The sequence below is a fragment of the Rhizobium etli 8C-3 genome (assembly GCF_001908375.1).
Classification (GTDB): Bacteria; Pseudomonadota; Alphaproteobacteria; order Rhizobiales; family Rhizobiaceae; genus Rhizobium; species Rhizobium etli_B.
In genome coordinates this window covers 3,187,512-3,202,219 of sequence record NZ_CP017241.1, presented here as the reverse complement: position 1 = coordinate 3,202,219, position 14,708 = coordinate 3,187,512, and the positions used below count along the sequence as shown (strand labels likewise).

The 14,708-nt window shown below is 59.6% G+C and carries 15 protein-coding genes; 4 read left to right on the top strand and 11 right to left on the bottom strand.

All coding sequences use genetic code 11. The annotated features are described in order from the left end of the window. Positions 1–29: 29 nt before the first annotated feature. The 5 genes from AM571_RS15915 to AM571_RS15895 all read right to left on the bottom strand — a co-directional run bounded on the left by AM571_RS15915 (position 30) and on the right by AM571_RS15895 (position 4,838). Positions 30–554: a GNAT family N-acetyltransferase gene (locus tag AM571_RS15915; protein WP_074062242.1), complete on the bottom strand. Its 525-nt coding sequence runs from the start codon at positions 552–554 to the stop codon at positions 30–32. 18 nt (positions 555–572) lie between these two features. Continuing rightward, positions 573–1,451, bottom strand: a complete 879-nt coding sequence (locus AM571_RS15910; RefSeq protein ID WP_074062241.1) for a carbohydrate ABC transporter permease — start codon at positions 1,449–1,451, stop codon at positions 573–575. Further along, the gene (locus AM571_RS15905; protein ID WP_074062240.1) at positions 1,448–2,347 is read right to left on the bottom strand and encodes a carbohydrate ABC transporter permease; all 900 of its coding nucleotides are present in this window, start codon (positions 2,345–2,347) and stop codon (positions 1,448–1,450) included. The genes AM571_RS15910 and AM571_RS15905 overlap by 4 nt, the downstream gene beginning before the upstream one ends. Continuing rightward, the gene (locus AM571_RS15900) at positions 2,344–3,459 is read right to left on the bottom strand and encodes an ABC transporter ATP-binding protein (protein WP_074063287.1); all 1,116 of its coding nucleotides are present in this window, start codon (positions 3,457–3,459) and stop codon (positions 2,344–2,346) included. The genes AM571_RS15905 and AM571_RS15900 overlap by 4 nt, the downstream gene beginning before the upstream one ends. A 122-nt stretch (positions 3,460–3,581) precedes the next feature. Continuing rightward, positions 3,582–4,838, bottom strand: a complete 1,257-nt coding sequence (locus AM571_RS15895; RefSeq protein ID WP_074062239.1) for an ABC transporter substrate-binding protein — start codon at positions 4,836–4,838, stop codon at positions 3,582–3,584. Positions 4,839–5,031: 193 nt separating this feature from the next. Between AM571_RS15895 and AM571_RS15890 the strand changes: the two genes are divergently transcribed. Then, entirely contained in the window at positions 5,032–5,796 is a 765-nt protein-coding gene (locus AM571_RS15890) for a GntR family transcriptional regulator (protein WP_074063286.1), read from the top strand. A 101-nt stretch (positions 5,797–5,897) separates the two neighbouring features. Here the strand turns inward: AM571_RS15890 and AM571_RS15885 are convergent, their stop codons facing one another. From AM571_RS15885 to AM571_RS15865, 6 genes are all read right to left on the bottom strand, one after another. Continuing rightward, a complete protein-coding gene (locus tag AM571_RS15885; protein ID WP_074062238.1) occupies positions 5,898–6,569 on the bottom strand; it encodes an RES family NAD+ phosphorylase in 672 nt (223 codons plus the stop codon). Then, positions 6,566–7,090 (bottom strand): MbcA/ParS/Xre antitoxin family protein, encoded by a 525-nt coding sequence (locus AM571_RS15880; protein ID WP_074062237.1) that lies wholly within the window; start codon positions 7,088–7,090, stop codon positions 6,566–6,568. The genes AM571_RS15885 and AM571_RS15880 overlap by 4 nt, the downstream gene beginning before the upstream one ends. A 174-nt stretch (positions 7,091–7,264) precedes the next feature. Continuing rightward, positions 7,265–7,798 (bottom strand): DUF1003 domain-containing protein, encoded by a 534-nt coding sequence (locus tag AM571_RS15875; RefSeq protein WP_074062236.1) that lies wholly within the window; start codon positions 7,796–7,798, stop codon positions 7,265–7,267. Further along, entirely contained in the window at positions 7,749–8,150 is a 402-nt protein-coding gene (locus tag AM571_RS36340) for a hypothetical protein (RefSeq protein ID WP_155774463.1), read from the bottom strand. The genes AM571_RS15875 and AM571_RS36340 overlap by 50 nt, the downstream gene beginning before the upstream one ends. A gap of 110 nt (positions 8,151–8,260) precedes the next feature. Continuing rightward, positions 8,261–9,292 carry a Gfo/Idh/MocA family protein gene (locus tag AM571_RS15870; protein WP_074062235.1) on the bottom strand — a complete coding sequence of 344 codons (1,032 nt, stop codon included), beginning with the start codon at positions 9,290–9,292 and terminating at the stop codon, positions 8,261–8,263. After that, the gene (locus tag AM571_RS15865; protein ID WP_074062234.1) at positions 9,289–10,278 is read right to left on the bottom strand and encodes an MDR/zinc-dependent alcohol dehydrogenase-like family protein; all 990 of its coding nucleotides are present in this window, start codon (positions 10,276–10,278) and stop codon (positions 9,289–9,291) included. The genes AM571_RS15870 and AM571_RS15865 overlap by 4 nt, the downstream gene beginning before the upstream one ends. A 175-nt stretch (positions 10,279–10,453) precedes the next feature. Between AM571_RS15865 and AM571_RS15860 the strand changes: the two genes are divergently transcribed. The 3 genes from AM571_RS15860 to AM571_RS15850 are packed head-to-tail and all read left to right on the top strand — an operon-like array spanning position 10,454 to position 14,708. Then, positions 10,454–11,560, top strand: coding sequence for an NAD-dependent epimerase/dehydratase family protein (locus AM571_RS15860; RefSeq protein WP_074063284.1), 1,107 nt, complete (start codon positions 10,454–10,456; stop codon positions 11,558–11,560). Further along, entirely contained in the window at positions 11,557–13,599 is a 2,043-nt protein-coding gene (locus tag AM571_RS15855) for an NAD-dependent epimerase/dehydratase family protein (protein ID WP_074062233.1), read from the top strand. The genes AM571_RS15860 and AM571_RS15855 overlap by 4 nt, the downstream gene beginning before the upstream one ends. Continuing rightward, on the top strand, positions 13,596–14,708 hold the full coding sequence (locus AM571_RS15850; RefSeq protein ID WP_081377103.1) for a glycosyltransferase family 4 protein: 1,113 nt from the start codon (positions 13,596–13,598) through the stop codon (positions 14,706–14,708). Before AM571_RS15855 ends, AM571_RS15850 begins: the two co-directional genes overlap by 4 nt.

The following is a 14,708-nucleotide window of genomic DNA, read 5'->3' as shown; positions in this document are numbered from 1 at the left end:
TTTTCATGGGCCGAAAGCGGACCGCGATATCATCGCTGCATTTCGGTTGGCGTTTTTTCAGATTCGGAGACTTCGCTTGGCTTGGCTATCGGAAGCATGTCGCGATAAATTCCCGGAACAGAACCTTCGATCGGGATCGCGCCCACGCTGCGGCGATAAAACTCCATCGGGCCGGCGCCGCCAATGACGCCATAGGCGTAGCCCTGGGCGTGCATGTCGAGCAGGGTGGCAATCAGCAAGGCCTGACCGACGCCATGGCCGCGGGCAGAAACATCCACGCCTGTCGGCCCGAAGAAACCTTTGGCCGTCGCCTCGTGGCAAGCAAAGCCGATGAGCTCGCCGCCCCTGACCGCAACAAAGCACGACGGCGGCTGGCGCATTGCCGCCACGGTCGCCTCCGATGCCCATCCGGCGCCAAAGCGCGGCTCGATCCACGATGTCAGCGCTTTGAGCTCGGGTGCAAGCATCCGACGGATCAGGATGTCCTGATCTGCCAAACGCTTGTCCAGCGCGTGATCGGGTTTAAGTTCGTAGAGTTTTACCAGCATGTCCATGATTATGTCCTTTGTCGTTCATCCCTTGACCGCGCCTGCCGTCAGGCCCGCAACGATGCGGCGCTGGAAGAAAAGCACCACCAAGATGAGGGGGAGGGTGACGGTCACCGAGGCCGCCATGATCTGGCCGAAGGGATATTCGTAGCGGCTGTTTCCGGCAATGAGGCCGATTGCAACCGGCACCGTTCGGTTCTCGTCCGTCAAAGTGAAAGTGAGGGCGAAGAGGAACTCGTTCCACGCCAGGATAAAGGCCAAAATGCCGGTGCTGGCAAGCGACGGACCCATCAGCGGCAGCAGGATCTTCATCAGAATGCGAAAATGCGAGCATCCGTCGATGATTGCCGCTTCTTCCAGCTCACGTGGAAATTCGCGGATGAAGGTCGTGAGAACCCAGGTCGTAAACGGCACTGTCGAGAGAAGATAGGTCAGCACCAGCGCGCTTGGACGGTTGAACAAGCCCATCCAGTTGATCAGCTCGAACATGCCGGAGAGAACGACGACCTGCGGAAAGATCGAGATCATCAGGATGATCATCAGCAATGCACGGCGCTGTGGAAAATCGATCCGCCCGAGAGCATAAGCGGCACTGAGGCCGATGAAGAGCGACAGGAACGTCGTCGCCACCGCGACATAGGCGGAATTAAGCAGCGAACCCATGAAGACCGGATTGTCGATCAGCTGCCGGTAGTAGGTGAAATCGAGTGCAGGAACGAGCGCAGCCCGGTAGAGGGCTGCGCCCTGTTTCGTCGAAGACACGAAAGCCCAATAGTAGGGGAAAAGCGTGTAGAGCAAAACGAGCAGGAGCGCTGCGGACTGAAGCAGCCTCACGATGCGTCGCCGCACCCGGTAATAGGTGGCAGGTTTGCGAACCGTTCTGTAGAGTGCAATATCCGTCATTTCGTCAGCTCCCCGCTTGCCCGATCAAGACGCAGCGCGCCGATGATGATGATGGCGGCGAGCGCCACCAAGAGGAACACCCATGTCGATGCGGCCGAGCCGACACCCAGCTCCTGGAAGCTGATGAGCCTGTCACGCGCGTAGATCGACACGGTCATGACGTTCTCATTGCTGGCAGCCATGACATAGGCAAGGTCGAACATCCGAAGCGCATCGAGCACGCGAAAGAGCACGGCCACGCCGATCGCCGGCCGGAGCATCGGCAAGGTGATCGACCAGAAGCGCTTCCATGCCGGAACGCCGTCTACCTCTGCAGCTTCGAATATCTCCGGCGAAATAAGCTGCAGTCCGGCGAGGATCAGCAGGACCATGAAAGGCGTCGTCATCCACACGTCGGCAAAAATGATGACGCCCATGATCAGCGAGCTGCTCGCCGTCCAGGCAATTCCGTGATCGATAAAGCCCAGTCCGATCAGGATCTTGTTGAGCACCCCGAACTGGTCGTTCAGCATCCATTCCCAGATTTTCGCGGAAACGACGACAGGGATCGCCCAAGGGACGAGGATGGCGGCACGCACCATCCCCCGTCCAGGGATGGCCTCGTTGATCAAGAGCGCAATCGCAAGGCCGAGAACGGTTTCGATCGCAACCGAAATGACCGTGAAGACGATCGTGTTCCTGACGGCCACCCACCAGCTTCTGTCGTTGATGACGTCGAGGAAATTGTCGATCCCGACCATGGAATAGGTCGAAGGATCATCAAGATAGGCATCGGTGAAGGCAAAGAAGAAGGTCCGCGCCAGCGGCCATACTGCCACGAGCAGCATCACGATGATGACGGGGACGAGAAAAAGCCACGCGGCTACGTGGTCGCGGCGTGCCAGACGCGCACTCATTGCTCTGCTGCCCTTGCGGGAGTGGCAGCCGCTCTTACGTGCGGGATCCGCCGGTCCGTCGCGTCGAAGACGAAAACCGCCTCGTCAGCAAACCTCAACCCGATCCGCCGGCCGATCGTTTCCCTGGCAGGCGGAACAGTCACACGGATCACCCACACGACCTCTTCTGTAATGCGGCAATAGGCAAAATGCTCATGCCCGAGATCCTCGACGCGCTCCAGGACGCCGGATATGCGCCCGGCGCCGTCGGCTGCGATGGTCAGGGCTTCCGGCCTGACGCCGATGGTCGCTGCCGCTGCATCGGAACTGAGAAATCCGGCGTCAACAGAAAGTCCACCGGGGCCTGCGATCACCTTGCCCCCGGCGGCATCTTGCATGGAAACGGACAAGAAATTCATCCGCGGGCTTCCGATGAAGCTTGCCACGAAGCGGTTGTCTGGCGCGTGGTAAAGGGTTTGCGGCGTGCCCACCTGCTCGATGCGGCCGTGATTGAGGACAACGATCCTGTCGGCGAGCGTCATGGCTTCCGACTGATCGTGCGTCACATAGATCATCGTCGTCTTGAGTTCGTCGTGGAGCTTGGCGATCTCCATGCGCATCTCCATGCGCAGATCCGAATCGAGGTTCGAAAGCGGCTCGTCGAAAAGAAAGATCTCAGGCTGACGGACCAGCGCCCGGCCGATCGCAACACGCTGGCGCTGGCCGCCGGACAGCTCTCTCGGACGGCGATCCAGCAGATGATCGACCTTGAGCATTCTTGCAACGGCAAGCACCTTGTCGCTGATGGCGGTCCGCGCAAGACCGAGCGTTTCAAGTGCAAAGCCGATATTGCGGGCAACGCTCATGTGCGGATAGAGCGCATAGGATTGGAAGACAAAGGCAACGCCCCTCTTGGAGGCGGGAACGTCGGTAACATCGTCGCCGCCGATGCTGACGGCGCCCTTTGTCGGAGACACCAGGCCGGCGACGATACGCAGCAACGTAGACTTGCCGCATCCCGACGGGCCGACGAAGACGATGAACTCGCCGTCCCTGATCCCGAGATCGACATCCTCGATCACGGAATGCGTGCCATAGCTTTTTGAAACGGAGTCCAGTGAAACCGATGCCATCTTACACCCGAACTTGATGATGCTGAAAAGCAACGGCCACTTCAGTGGCCGGTTGCGCGGCAAGCAAGCCGGCTGCGCGAGCAGGCAAGGGGTCCTGCTCGCGCCGGCTTGTCAGAAAAGCCTCAACGGCTCTCCTTCAGCTTCTCAAGGCGTGCTGCAAGGGCGCTCAGCCCGCCCTTGATATCGCCGCCGCCCGAAAGCATGTCGTGGACCGAACGATAAAAGGCTTGCGAAACGCGGTTGTAGCTCGTGCCGGTATAGCCTGAGGGTCTGCTTGCACTATCTGCGAAAGCCTGCTGGTTGTCCTTGAGGAAGGGCAATTTGGCAAGGACGTCCGCATCGCTGTAAAGGGCCTGGATCGACGGGTTGTAGGCCGCCTCGATCGCTCGCATCTTCTGCATTTCCGAAGCGGTGATGAAGTTGACGAAATCGGCTGCAATCTCAGGCTTGGCGCTGAACTTGGAAACGCCGTAATACATCGGGCCGAGGCAGCCGCTCGACTTTTGGCCCTCCTTGCCGACGGGAAGCGGCATCACGCCGACCTTGTCGATGACGGCACTGCCTTTCTGGTGGCTCGTTCCCCACACATAGGGCCAGTTGCGATGGAAGACGGCGTTTCCCGACTCGAAGATTGCACGGGAGGCTTCCTCGTCGTAATTCAGCACGCCTTCCGGGCTGATGCTGCCGATCCAGCCTTTGGCCTTCTCTATCGCTTCGGCAGCCTGCGGATTGTCGATCGTCACCTTGCCGTCGTCGGAGATAATCGTGCCGCCGCCGTTCGAGGCGATCAGTTCGATGGCGTCGCAGGTCAGGCCTTCGTAGCTCTTGGCCTGCCAGGCATAGCCCCACATCTCGCCATTGCCGGCGGCGCGTTCCTTGTCCTGGATTTCCTTGGCGCTGGCCGCCAGCTCGTCCCATGTCTTGGGCGGCTGCTTGCCATATTTCTCCAGAAGGTCCTTGCGATAATACATCAGCCCGACATCCATGTAGGCGGGCATGGCGACCAGTTTGCCGTCAAGCTTGGCTGCGCCGAGCGTCGAGGCGAAATGCTTGTCTTGGTCTGCCTGCGGCACCAGGGTCTTCAGGTCGAGCAGGTTGTTCTTGAACATGCCGAGCCAGATGACGTCCAGGAACAGGACGTCGATGTCCTTGGATTTCGAGGCCAGCAGCTGCTGGTAAAGCGGGATGGCATCATCCAGCAAAGCCGGCATCTTGTTGATCTTCGCCTCGTTGCCGGTCTTTTCCTTCCAGGCATTGGCGACCGTTGTGCAAAGCTCGAACTCGGTGGGCGAGCAGAATACGGAAATGGCTTCGGCATGGGCGTTGCCGGTCCAGATGCCGACGGAGACGGCTAAGGCAGCAAGACTTCTCTTCAACATGGATTGTTCCCTTTTTGTGATAGCGCTTCGGTATCTATGGAACTCTTTGGCTCCTGGGCACACATTAGGACTGGTTATATCCAGTCATGTCAATATAGACTTTATCGAGAATTGCGTGGAGAGTGGTTGCAAAATGAACGCAAAGGAAAGGGGAACAGGTTTGAACAAGCGTCAGGAGCACCCGCTTTCCATCATGACTCAAAGTCTGGTGGACCGCGAAGATCCCCGGCCGCTTCACAAGCAGGTTTACGAAGCGCTTTTGACCTCGATCCGGAACGGCAAGCTGCCCTTGAGAGGGAAACTACCCTCGGAACGCGAATTAGTTGATCTTTTCGACGTCAGCCGCATCACGATTCGACACGCAATACGCGAGCTGGTCCAGCAAGGCGTGGTGACGAGCCAGCCGGGCAAGGGGCTTTATGTTGCAGAACACAGCGGCGGCTTCGAACTGCAGGTTCTCAAGAGCTTCACAGCCACGGCCATTTCGAACGGCCGGGTTCCTGGACATCGCCTGATAGAGGCACGTGTTCTTCGCGCGCCGCTGGAGATCAGCCGGCCGCTTTTCCTGCCGCCGGGCGCAGATGTCGTCGTGCTCTCAAGATTGCGCTTGCTTGATGAGATCCCGGTCGTCATCCAGACCGATTGGCTGCCGGCGGCCCGCGTTCCTGGGCTTCTGGATCTCGATTGGACGATCGGCAACCGTTCTCTCTATGCGGAGCTTCGCCAGCACCATCACATCCATCCATCGCGCGGACAGACAACGCTGAGTGCGCGTCTCGCCTCTCGCGAGGAAGCAGAGATGCTGGACCTGCATTCGCCCGCGGCCGTCCTGACTGTCGATCAGATCGCATTCGACAGCCGAAACCGGCCGGTGAACCTCACGGCCCTTGTGCATCACCCGGAGCGCTATCCCCTGACGCTTGCGCAATCTGAAAGCGGCGATATCGCGCAGTACTGAAAAGATGCCGAAGCTACGGCGATGTTTACTGCATCGATGAGGGTTCCGTCTTTTCCATCCGTCCTGCCTTTGCGAACGAGACGGTTTACCGGTTTCCACGGCTAGGCCGCTAGCCTTCGCACATCGATACGCCGATCGGCGGCAGACACGGTAATCTCGAAGTGGTCGGCCTGCACAACCTCACGAATGTTTCGCGCCCGGTGTGCGACAATGTTCACGCCGGCTCTGCGCCGCAGGCTGTCATAGACTATGCCGGCCCCGCCGTTCGAACGAACCTGCTCACCAAGGGCCTGCGAAGCCGTGTAGCTGGTGCCGTCATAGATCTCGGGCCGCAGTGCCTGTTCTCCACGAATGTCGAGGTAATCGCCAAGCAGGATGGCCGAGTAGCTTCTATAGGTGCGCGTCATCGTCGCCACGCCGCGCGCAACAGCTTCACGCCGAAGATGATGACCAACCTCGGCTGCGGCTGTACGGAGATCGTCGGCAGCATACCACGCGCCGAGATCGGGACCGTTAAATCGCATGCCGCCCGGCGCAACATGCAAAAATGCCGCCATCACAATGCTGGAATTGGGCATGCCATAGACCCATTCGCCCTTGGAAAGCCGTTGGATGCGGTCTGCAACGAGACGGTCATTGGTCCAGCCGGCGAGCTCCATCACGGCTTCGAGATCGGCCGTCGTCGCAACGGTATCAAAAAGTCCGATCGGCGGGAATTGCGATGGGATCAGCCGGTAGGCAGGACGCGGCGCCTTTGCAACACGATCACTCACCGGAAGACGATGTCCCCGTCTTCGTACGGCGCAAATCTTTCATCCAGGGTGTTCGGATGCATGTAGATGCCACCCCTTGCCGCATCGAGGAACCGACGAACGGTCATCAGCCCGTCTTGGGTTCCGCTCGTGACAACGCTGAGTGGAGGATGGCCGCCGAAAACAAGCGCATCATGCGGCGTCCGCAGCCACGCGAGGCCGGCGCGTTCGTCGGGAAACAGGATTCCAAGCGCCTGATGAATACCGAGCACGGCCGAGATTCGAGTGAGGGTATCGACGTCCAGCGTGAAGGCACCATGTTCGCGCGCTTGCTTGGCCCAGTTGTGATAGGTGGACCGAGACGGGTAGCCCAGTACAAGCAAACGCTGCTCTTCGTTCAGGCCCCAGAGGTCGGCGATCGCCAGAAAGGTTCGCAGGGCCGGCGCGCTCAGCCTTTTGCGGCTTGCGGGAGCAAATCGGTCCGGGTCCAGGCGCTGCAGGCCACTCTCGTCTCGTTCCTCTGTGCGGCGCGTACGCAACATCATGATCTCCTTATCCTGATCGAGATATAGTCCAAATCAGGACATTCGGCAAGTGTTCTTCAGGAGTATTATCAAAACCCAAGGCCGCCGACGCGATTTTCATGGCTGGCGAATGAAGGATCGGCAATCGCATTTGACGACTGCTTACTCGGCGGCTGGCTTCATTGTTCAGGCCTACAGTCCGTTTCTGGCCTTTTCTTCAATCGTGTCGAGAACCTCCTCCGGGGCGACGTCTTCTTTCAGTTCTTCGATTTCCGCAGTCTGCTCGACCTCAACGCCAAGCTTTTCGGCAATTGCCGCCACGATCATGAGAAGTTGTGTCGCCTCATGTTCGGCCAGAAGCGAAATCTGGAGGTTCAGATCGGATCGCTTGTCATCGGCCTCGGCCATTCTGTTCTGACTGATCAGAACGAATGTCGAGATGAAGATCGCCTCGACGGAGGCAACCATGGCAAGGATCACAAGGGACGGATCGAATTCCGGGATGAAGGGAAGCAAGCCGACATTGGCGAGAATCCAGGCGCCGAAGACGACCGCATGAAAGTAGACGAAATTCATCGAACCGGCGAAACGGGTAATTTCGCCGGCCACCCGATCCTGCAACGGAGCACTCCGTTCCTCGGCCTGCCGCCGTCGAAGAAGCGTCTCGATATTGCGGTCAAGGCGTCGCGAGACATTTGCCGAGTTTGCTGCTGGCGAGGTCGACATGCACCATTCTCCTAAAGTTTTTAAACTGGCGGCTCGGCAACGGCGGCACCGCTGTGCTGCTGTCGGCGGGGCGAAATATCCTCCTCCGAAGCGGCAGACATCTGTTCGCCAGTCTGAGACGGACATTGGGTCGCTGCTGTTCCCGCAGGCGAAACTGCGAACGGATCGATCCCACCTGTGCCCAAAGCAGCAACCATGGCGGCTGCGACAACTGACCGGCGGCCAGCAAGCGCCTGGTTTCGAGGCGAGCCTTTTCATGCCCCTCGGATCGAGTGGTGGTTTCGGTCAAAAAATCGGTCCCTTGTTGCAGTTCCATCGCGGCATGGGAATTTCCTTCGGAGAAAGAAACCATGCACTGTGTTTCAGGTTCCAGTCCGCGACGAAACGCGCTCAACGGCGCTGGAAACGCTCTTTGTCTCTTGGAGTTGGAGCGCGGCCCGGCGCTTTCAAAGGCCAGGATTGTCATTCCTCGCCATGGTAGATGCGGTCGATTACTTCGGCGACCGCCAGGAATTCCTCGCAAGCGCTATCATGGCCAGGTTCCCGGGCCAGCTTCCTTGCCCAGTCCACGGCAGCCCGTCCGCCCCATTCGTCGGGAGGCTGGACAAGGTTTTTACGCGAGGTGCCCAGCAGCTTGTCTGCGGTGAAGTCGTAGAACGAGCCGTCGACATTTCTGAAGGAAGCCCCCCCCTCGGTTCCGAAAAATTCAGCACCGATGATCGCCTCACAGCCCGCCTGAAGCCGCCAGGAGCATGTCAGCCGCACGACTTCGTCGCCTTCAAGCGTCAGCGTAGCAGTTGCGAAGTCTTCGACCTGGCCGCCTGCCTGCCCCAGCCGTTTCCCACCCGCTCTCAACCGGCTCGTGACGGTTTTGACAGACGGAAAATCGAGACTCCATAGGGCCAAGTCTACAAGGTGGACGCCGAGATCGATGAGGCAGCCGCCGCCGGAAAGGCTTCTGTCATAGAACCATGGCTTGTCGGGACCGTAGGCATTATGGAAGGTCAGGTCTGTTGCGAACACCTTTCCGAGCGCGTTTGCGCGAATGAGCTCCCGAATCTTTTGCATGCCTTTCGTGTGCCGATAGGATAGATCGACACCGAGGAGCCTGTCGGCTGCCCTGGACGCATCGATGACGGCCTTCACCTCGGACGCCGTCCGTCCCAGCGGTTTCTGGCAAAAGACGGGAATACCTGCTTCAAGGGCGCGAATGGATTGTGCGGCGTGGTTTGCGCTCGGTGTCGCAATCACCAGGCCGTCCAGGTGCTCGCAAAGCAAATCGTCAAGGTCGGCTGCGATCCTGGCCCCGGGTGCTATCGCCTTGGCTTCTCGCGCCATCTCCTCGGAAGGATCGGCAATGGCGACAGCCTCGCCGAGGCCGCTGTCGCAAATTGCCTTCATCCGGTGACGACCAATCCATCCAACGCCCAGAAAGCCGAGCTTCAGCGGCTTGGCGGTGACTGCCGCACCTTGCCTTGAAACGATCCCGTTCATGAATATTGCACCAATGCCTTAAGGAAGCCGTCGGGGCGGTCGCGCGTTGCGTCAAGAGCCTCGTCCAGCCTTTCTAGAGGATAGACGTGCGTATAGAGCGATCGGGGATCGATCTTTCCGCGTCGCACAGCCTCTATCGCGTCGCGGATGCCCTGCATGTAGATGGCTGGGTCACGCTCGTGGGCGTTGATGACGTCAAGTCCGCGCCAGTTCCAGAGCTGCATGTTGACCTGTCGGGGACCGTCCTGGTGGTACCCGGCAATGATCAGCCGCCCACGCTCCTTTGTCAGTTCGCCAGCAAGATCGAGTGGCCACTGCTTGCCGACGGCTTCGATCACGCAATCACAGAATTTTCCATCCGTCAGCTTTTGGACGCTTTCGATGATGCGCCAGTGATCGTCCATTAAGACGGTCTCGGCCGCCCCCATCCGTGCAGCGACTTCCACGGCGTAAGGGCGTCGCGAGATCGCGATCACGCGCGCTCCCGCTGCCGTTGCGAGTTGGGTGAGCAGCGAACCGAGAAAGCCGATGCCGATGATGGCGACCGTCTTGCCGTTTTCGATGTTGGAACGGCGAAAGACGTTCATGGCGCACCCAAGTGGCTCGCCCGGAAATGGCTGACCGTCCAGTTCCTCAGGCAGCGGCACAACCATGGCGGCGTCGGCAATGTCATGGGTGGCATAGGCGTGATAGGAGAGGATCGCGACGCGGTCTCCGATATGAAGTCCTGTGACGTCTTCACCAATTGCATCGACGCTTCCCCAGCCCTCGTGACCCAGACCGCCGGGCTCAGTCGGGAATGTCATCCATTCGGGTCCCGCCCAAGGCGTCAGGTTCGACGCGCAGACGCCGCATCCTTCCAACTTGACTCTGACCTGGCCCGAAAGCGGCTCCGGCAGGGGGCGCGTTTCGACCGACAATTGTCCGGGGCCGGTCACAATTGCAGCATGCATAACGTCTGGTGCGGATCCGTGCGCAGTATCCATCAGATGTCCTCCAGGTGCATCCCTAGAACTGCGGTCGCTGCGATGGGTTCCGGTAGAAGTCAAAGAAGTCATAGATGATGAAGTCAATAAAGATGTCATTGATGAAGGAACTTTTACTTTCGAGGCCAGTTCGTCAGTCGTCTCCGAAACGACTTTTTCAATGGGACAGATCAAAATGACGAGGATCTTGATCACGGGCGGGTGCGGCTTCATTGGTCGCCATGTCGCTGAAGAACTTATCGAAAACGGCTATGACGTGCGCATTCTTGATGCGCTCGTCGATCAGGTGCACGCCGATGCCGAGGTCGCGGTGCCGGAAGGCACAGAGGTCATCTACGGCGATGTGCGGGACAAGGACGCAGTGCATGCGGCGCTCGCCGATGTCGAGGGCGTGGTTCATCTTGCCGCCGAAGTCGGCGTGGGGCAGTCGATGTACGAGGTTGCCCGCTATGTCGGTTGCAACGACCTCGGAACTGCCGTTCTCCTCGAGAACATGCTCGGATTGCCGGTGAAAAAGATCGTCGTCGCTTCCTCGATGAGCGTCTATGGCGAAGGGCTTTACCAGACTGCGGATGGCCGAAGGCTCGGACACGTCCGGAGAAAGGCGGGTGAGACGAAACGCGGCCAATGGGATCCTCTTGGTGAGGATGGCGATCCCCTTGTTCCGATCGCGACGGATGAGGAGAAACCGGTCGATCTGGCGTCGATCTACGCTTTGACGAAATATGCGCAGGAAAGGCAGGTGCTGATCTTGGGCGAAGCTTACGGCCTGCATGCCGTTGCCCTGCGGCTTTTCAATGTCTTCGGCGCCGGGCAGGCACTTTCCAATCCGTATACGGGTGTGCTTGCGAATTTCGGTTCGCGTCTTGCCAACGGGCAACCGCCGATGATCTTCGAGGATGGAAGACAACGTCGCGATTTCGTCCACGTGCGAGACGTCGCGGTGGCTTTCCGCCTTGCGCTGGAGAAGCCAGCCGCCGCCGGCCATGTCATCAACATCGGCAGCGGCCATGCCTACTCGATTTCGGATGTTGCGACGCTTCTTGCTGATGCAATGGGTGTGCCGGAAATCCGCCCGGACATCATGAACAAGGCGCGCTCCGGAGACATCCGCAACTGCTTTGCCGACATTTCAAAAGCGCGCGAACTGCTCGGCTTCGAACCGAAGGATCGCCTTGAGAATTCGCTCGCGCCGTTTGCCGACTGGATCAGGCAGGTAGGGGCAATCGACCGCGGGGTCGAGATGAAGCGGCAACTGGAAGAGCGGGGCTTGATCTCATGAGCAAGAACGGCTCTCGCCTGTCCAGCCAGAAGGAGACAAAGCGGTTCGGTTTCGTCGAGTGGTTCCGACCAGGCGAATATGAGCGGACCGAAGCGGTCCTTCCCGATATCCTTTCCGGCGGCGCCAGTTATCTGCGCACGCATCTGTCCTGGGCGGAGTATCTGGCGCCGGGCGGTCAGGAATGGTTCGATTGGCTGATTCCGAAGGTCGGGAGCGAGATCGATCTTCTCCCCTGCATCCACTATACGCCGCCTTCCATGTCGCGCACGGGCCGGTCTTCAGGACCGCCGGCCAATCTCAAGTCCTATGCCGATTTCGTCGATCACGTCCTAACCCGCTATGGCAAGTATTTCAGCCACATCGAGCTTTGGAACGAACCGAACAACTTGCTCGACTGGGACTGGCGACAGGACAGCGATTTCCTGCTCTTCTGCGAGATGGTCGGTGGCGCCGCCTACTGGGCAAAGCAGAGGGGTTACAAGCCGGTACTCGGCGGGCCATGCCCCTTCGATCCCTATTGGCTGAACCTTATGGGCATGCGGGGCGTGATAAACGTCGTCGATGCAGTCGGCTTTCACGGTTTTCCTGGAACCTGGGACAGCGAAGCAGGGACCTGGGGCGGCTGGGACATGCACCTCGGCGAGATGCGCGGGATCGTCGACCGTTACAATGCCGATGCCGAGATCTGGATCACCGAGGCCGGCTACTCCACCTGGCGCAACGACGAGATCGAACAGGCGCGGCGCTTCGTCAAAGCTCTCAACGTGCCGGCCGACCGCATGTACTGGTATTCGTGGCGCGATGTGCCGCCTGATGTTCCTGTGCAGGAGGGTCTGTGGTTCGATCCCCGGCATTACCATCTCGGCGCGGTTACCCATGACAACAAGCCCAAGCTTCTTGCCCGGCTGCTTGTGGAAGGGGGTGTGAGAAAAGTGCAAGAGGTTGCAGCGCTCGCAGCACCGCATCTTGCCTCCGGTGCTGCACCCATTGTCGTGACCGGCGGCAGTGGCTTCATCGGTTCCAATCTCGCCGACAGTCTCTTGAGCGATGGCGAAGACGTCATCATTCTGGACAATCTGGGACGAGCCGGCGTGGACCAGAACCTTTCCTGGCTCATCGAACGGCATGGCGCACGGGTTCATCCCGTTCTTGCCGATGTTCGCGATCTTTTGGGCATCGAGGCTTCCTTCAAGGATGCCAAGGCCGTTTTCCACTATGCTGCGCAAACGGCCGTGACCACCAGCCTTGTCGATCCGCTCGAGGATTTCGAAACGAATGCCCGTGGCACCCTCAATGTGCTGGAGTCGGTGCGCAAGGCGGGCAGACGGGCGCCGGTCATCTTCGCCAGCACCAACAAGGTCTATGGCGCTCTCGACGATCTGGGGATGGTCGAGCTCGAGGATCGCTATATCCCGGAAAACGAGGTCGTGCGGGCCAAAGGCATTGGCGAGGATCGGCCGCTCGATTTCTGCACGCCTTACGGCTGTTCGAAAGGCGTGGCTGACCAGTATATCCTCGACTACGCCAAGTCCTACGGCATACCGGCTGCCGTCTTGCGCATGAGTTGCGTTTATGGGCCTCGTCAGTTCGGCACCGAAGACCAGGGATGGGTAGCGCATTTTTTAATCCGGGCGCTCGGCGGCGAAGCCGTTTCGGTTTACGGCAGCGGCAAACAGGTGCGGGACGTCCTGCATGTGGATGATGCTGTTGCCGCCTACCGGTCTCTGCTCGACAAGATCGCTCGCGTGAGCGGGAATGCCTTCAACCTTGGCGGAGGGCCACGCAATGCCGTCAGCGTCGTAGCGGTGCTGCGCGAGATCGAAGAGCTTATCGGACGTCCCGTCGAAACCAGCTTCGGTCCATGGCGCGCCGGCGACCAGTTCTATTTCGTGGCCAATACGGAAAAACTCCGAAGCGAAACCGGCTGGGCAGCCAGCATCGAATGGCGCAGCGGATTGCGGCATCTTGCCGAATGGCTGGTCGCCAACCGTTTCGGCGGCCGGCAGATTCGCAGGGAAAAGCGAAAGGCATCGGCATGATCGGTCAGCAGCGACCCAACCGGCACCGCCGCGTGCTGATGACGGTCGACGCCGTGGGAGGCGTCTGGCGTTACGCCATGGACTTGGCGGCAGCCCTGAAGCCGAAGAATATCGAGGTGGTCTTCGCAGGGTTGGGGCCGGCCCCGACAGAGGAAAAGATCGCCGAGGCAAACCGGAACGGCAAGCTCGTCTGGCTGGACGCGCCCCTCGACTGGATGGTGCAGGACCAAAAGGCAGTCGCAAAGGTGCCGCGCCTGGTCGTGGACCTCGCTCATCGAGAACAGGCCGATCTTCTGCACCTCAATCTGCCGTCGCAGGCGGCGAACATGAAAACCGAACTGCCGGTGATCGTGGTTTGCCATTCCTGTGTCGTGACATGGTTTGCGGCCGTCCGCAGCAGCGAAGTACCGCCGAATTGGCAGTGGCAACATCGGCTGAACCTTGCCGGTTTCGCACGCGCGAATGCCGTGATTGCCCCAAGCCGCAGCCATGCCGTTGCCATGGATGCGGCCTATGGCCGGATACCGAACCTTAAAGTCGTTCATAATTCGAGCGCCCTCGACACGTCGGACGAGCCCAAGCAGAACTTCATTCTTGCCGCCGGCCGCTGGTGGGACGACGGGAAAAACGGCGCCGTGCTGGATGCGGCGGCAGCCCTGGCGCGCTGGCCGGTGATCGCCGTTGGCGAAAGCAACGGCCCCAACGGTCAATGCCTGCAGTTTCGCAATGCCGATCATCGCGGCGAGCTTGCCCATGGCAGGCTGATCGCGCTGATGCGACAGGCAGGCGTCGTGGCTTCGCCCTCCGTCTACGAGCCGTTCGGTCTTGCGGCTCTCGAGGCGGCGAGGGGAGGCGCGGCATTGGTCCTTTCCGATATCCCGACCTATCGCGAAATCTGGAACGATGCCGCTCTGTTTGCCGATCCGTATCGTCCTCACTCTTTCGCTGATGCCTTCAATTGTCTTGCCGATGACCCTCAGCTGCGCGCCGCTCTCGCTTTAAAGGCACGCGCGCGATCTATCCAGTTCGGCCCCCAGGCACAGGCGCAGGCGATGCTCGGGATCTACTCTGGCATGTTCGACTGGGCGTTTTCAACAGCAGCGGAGTAA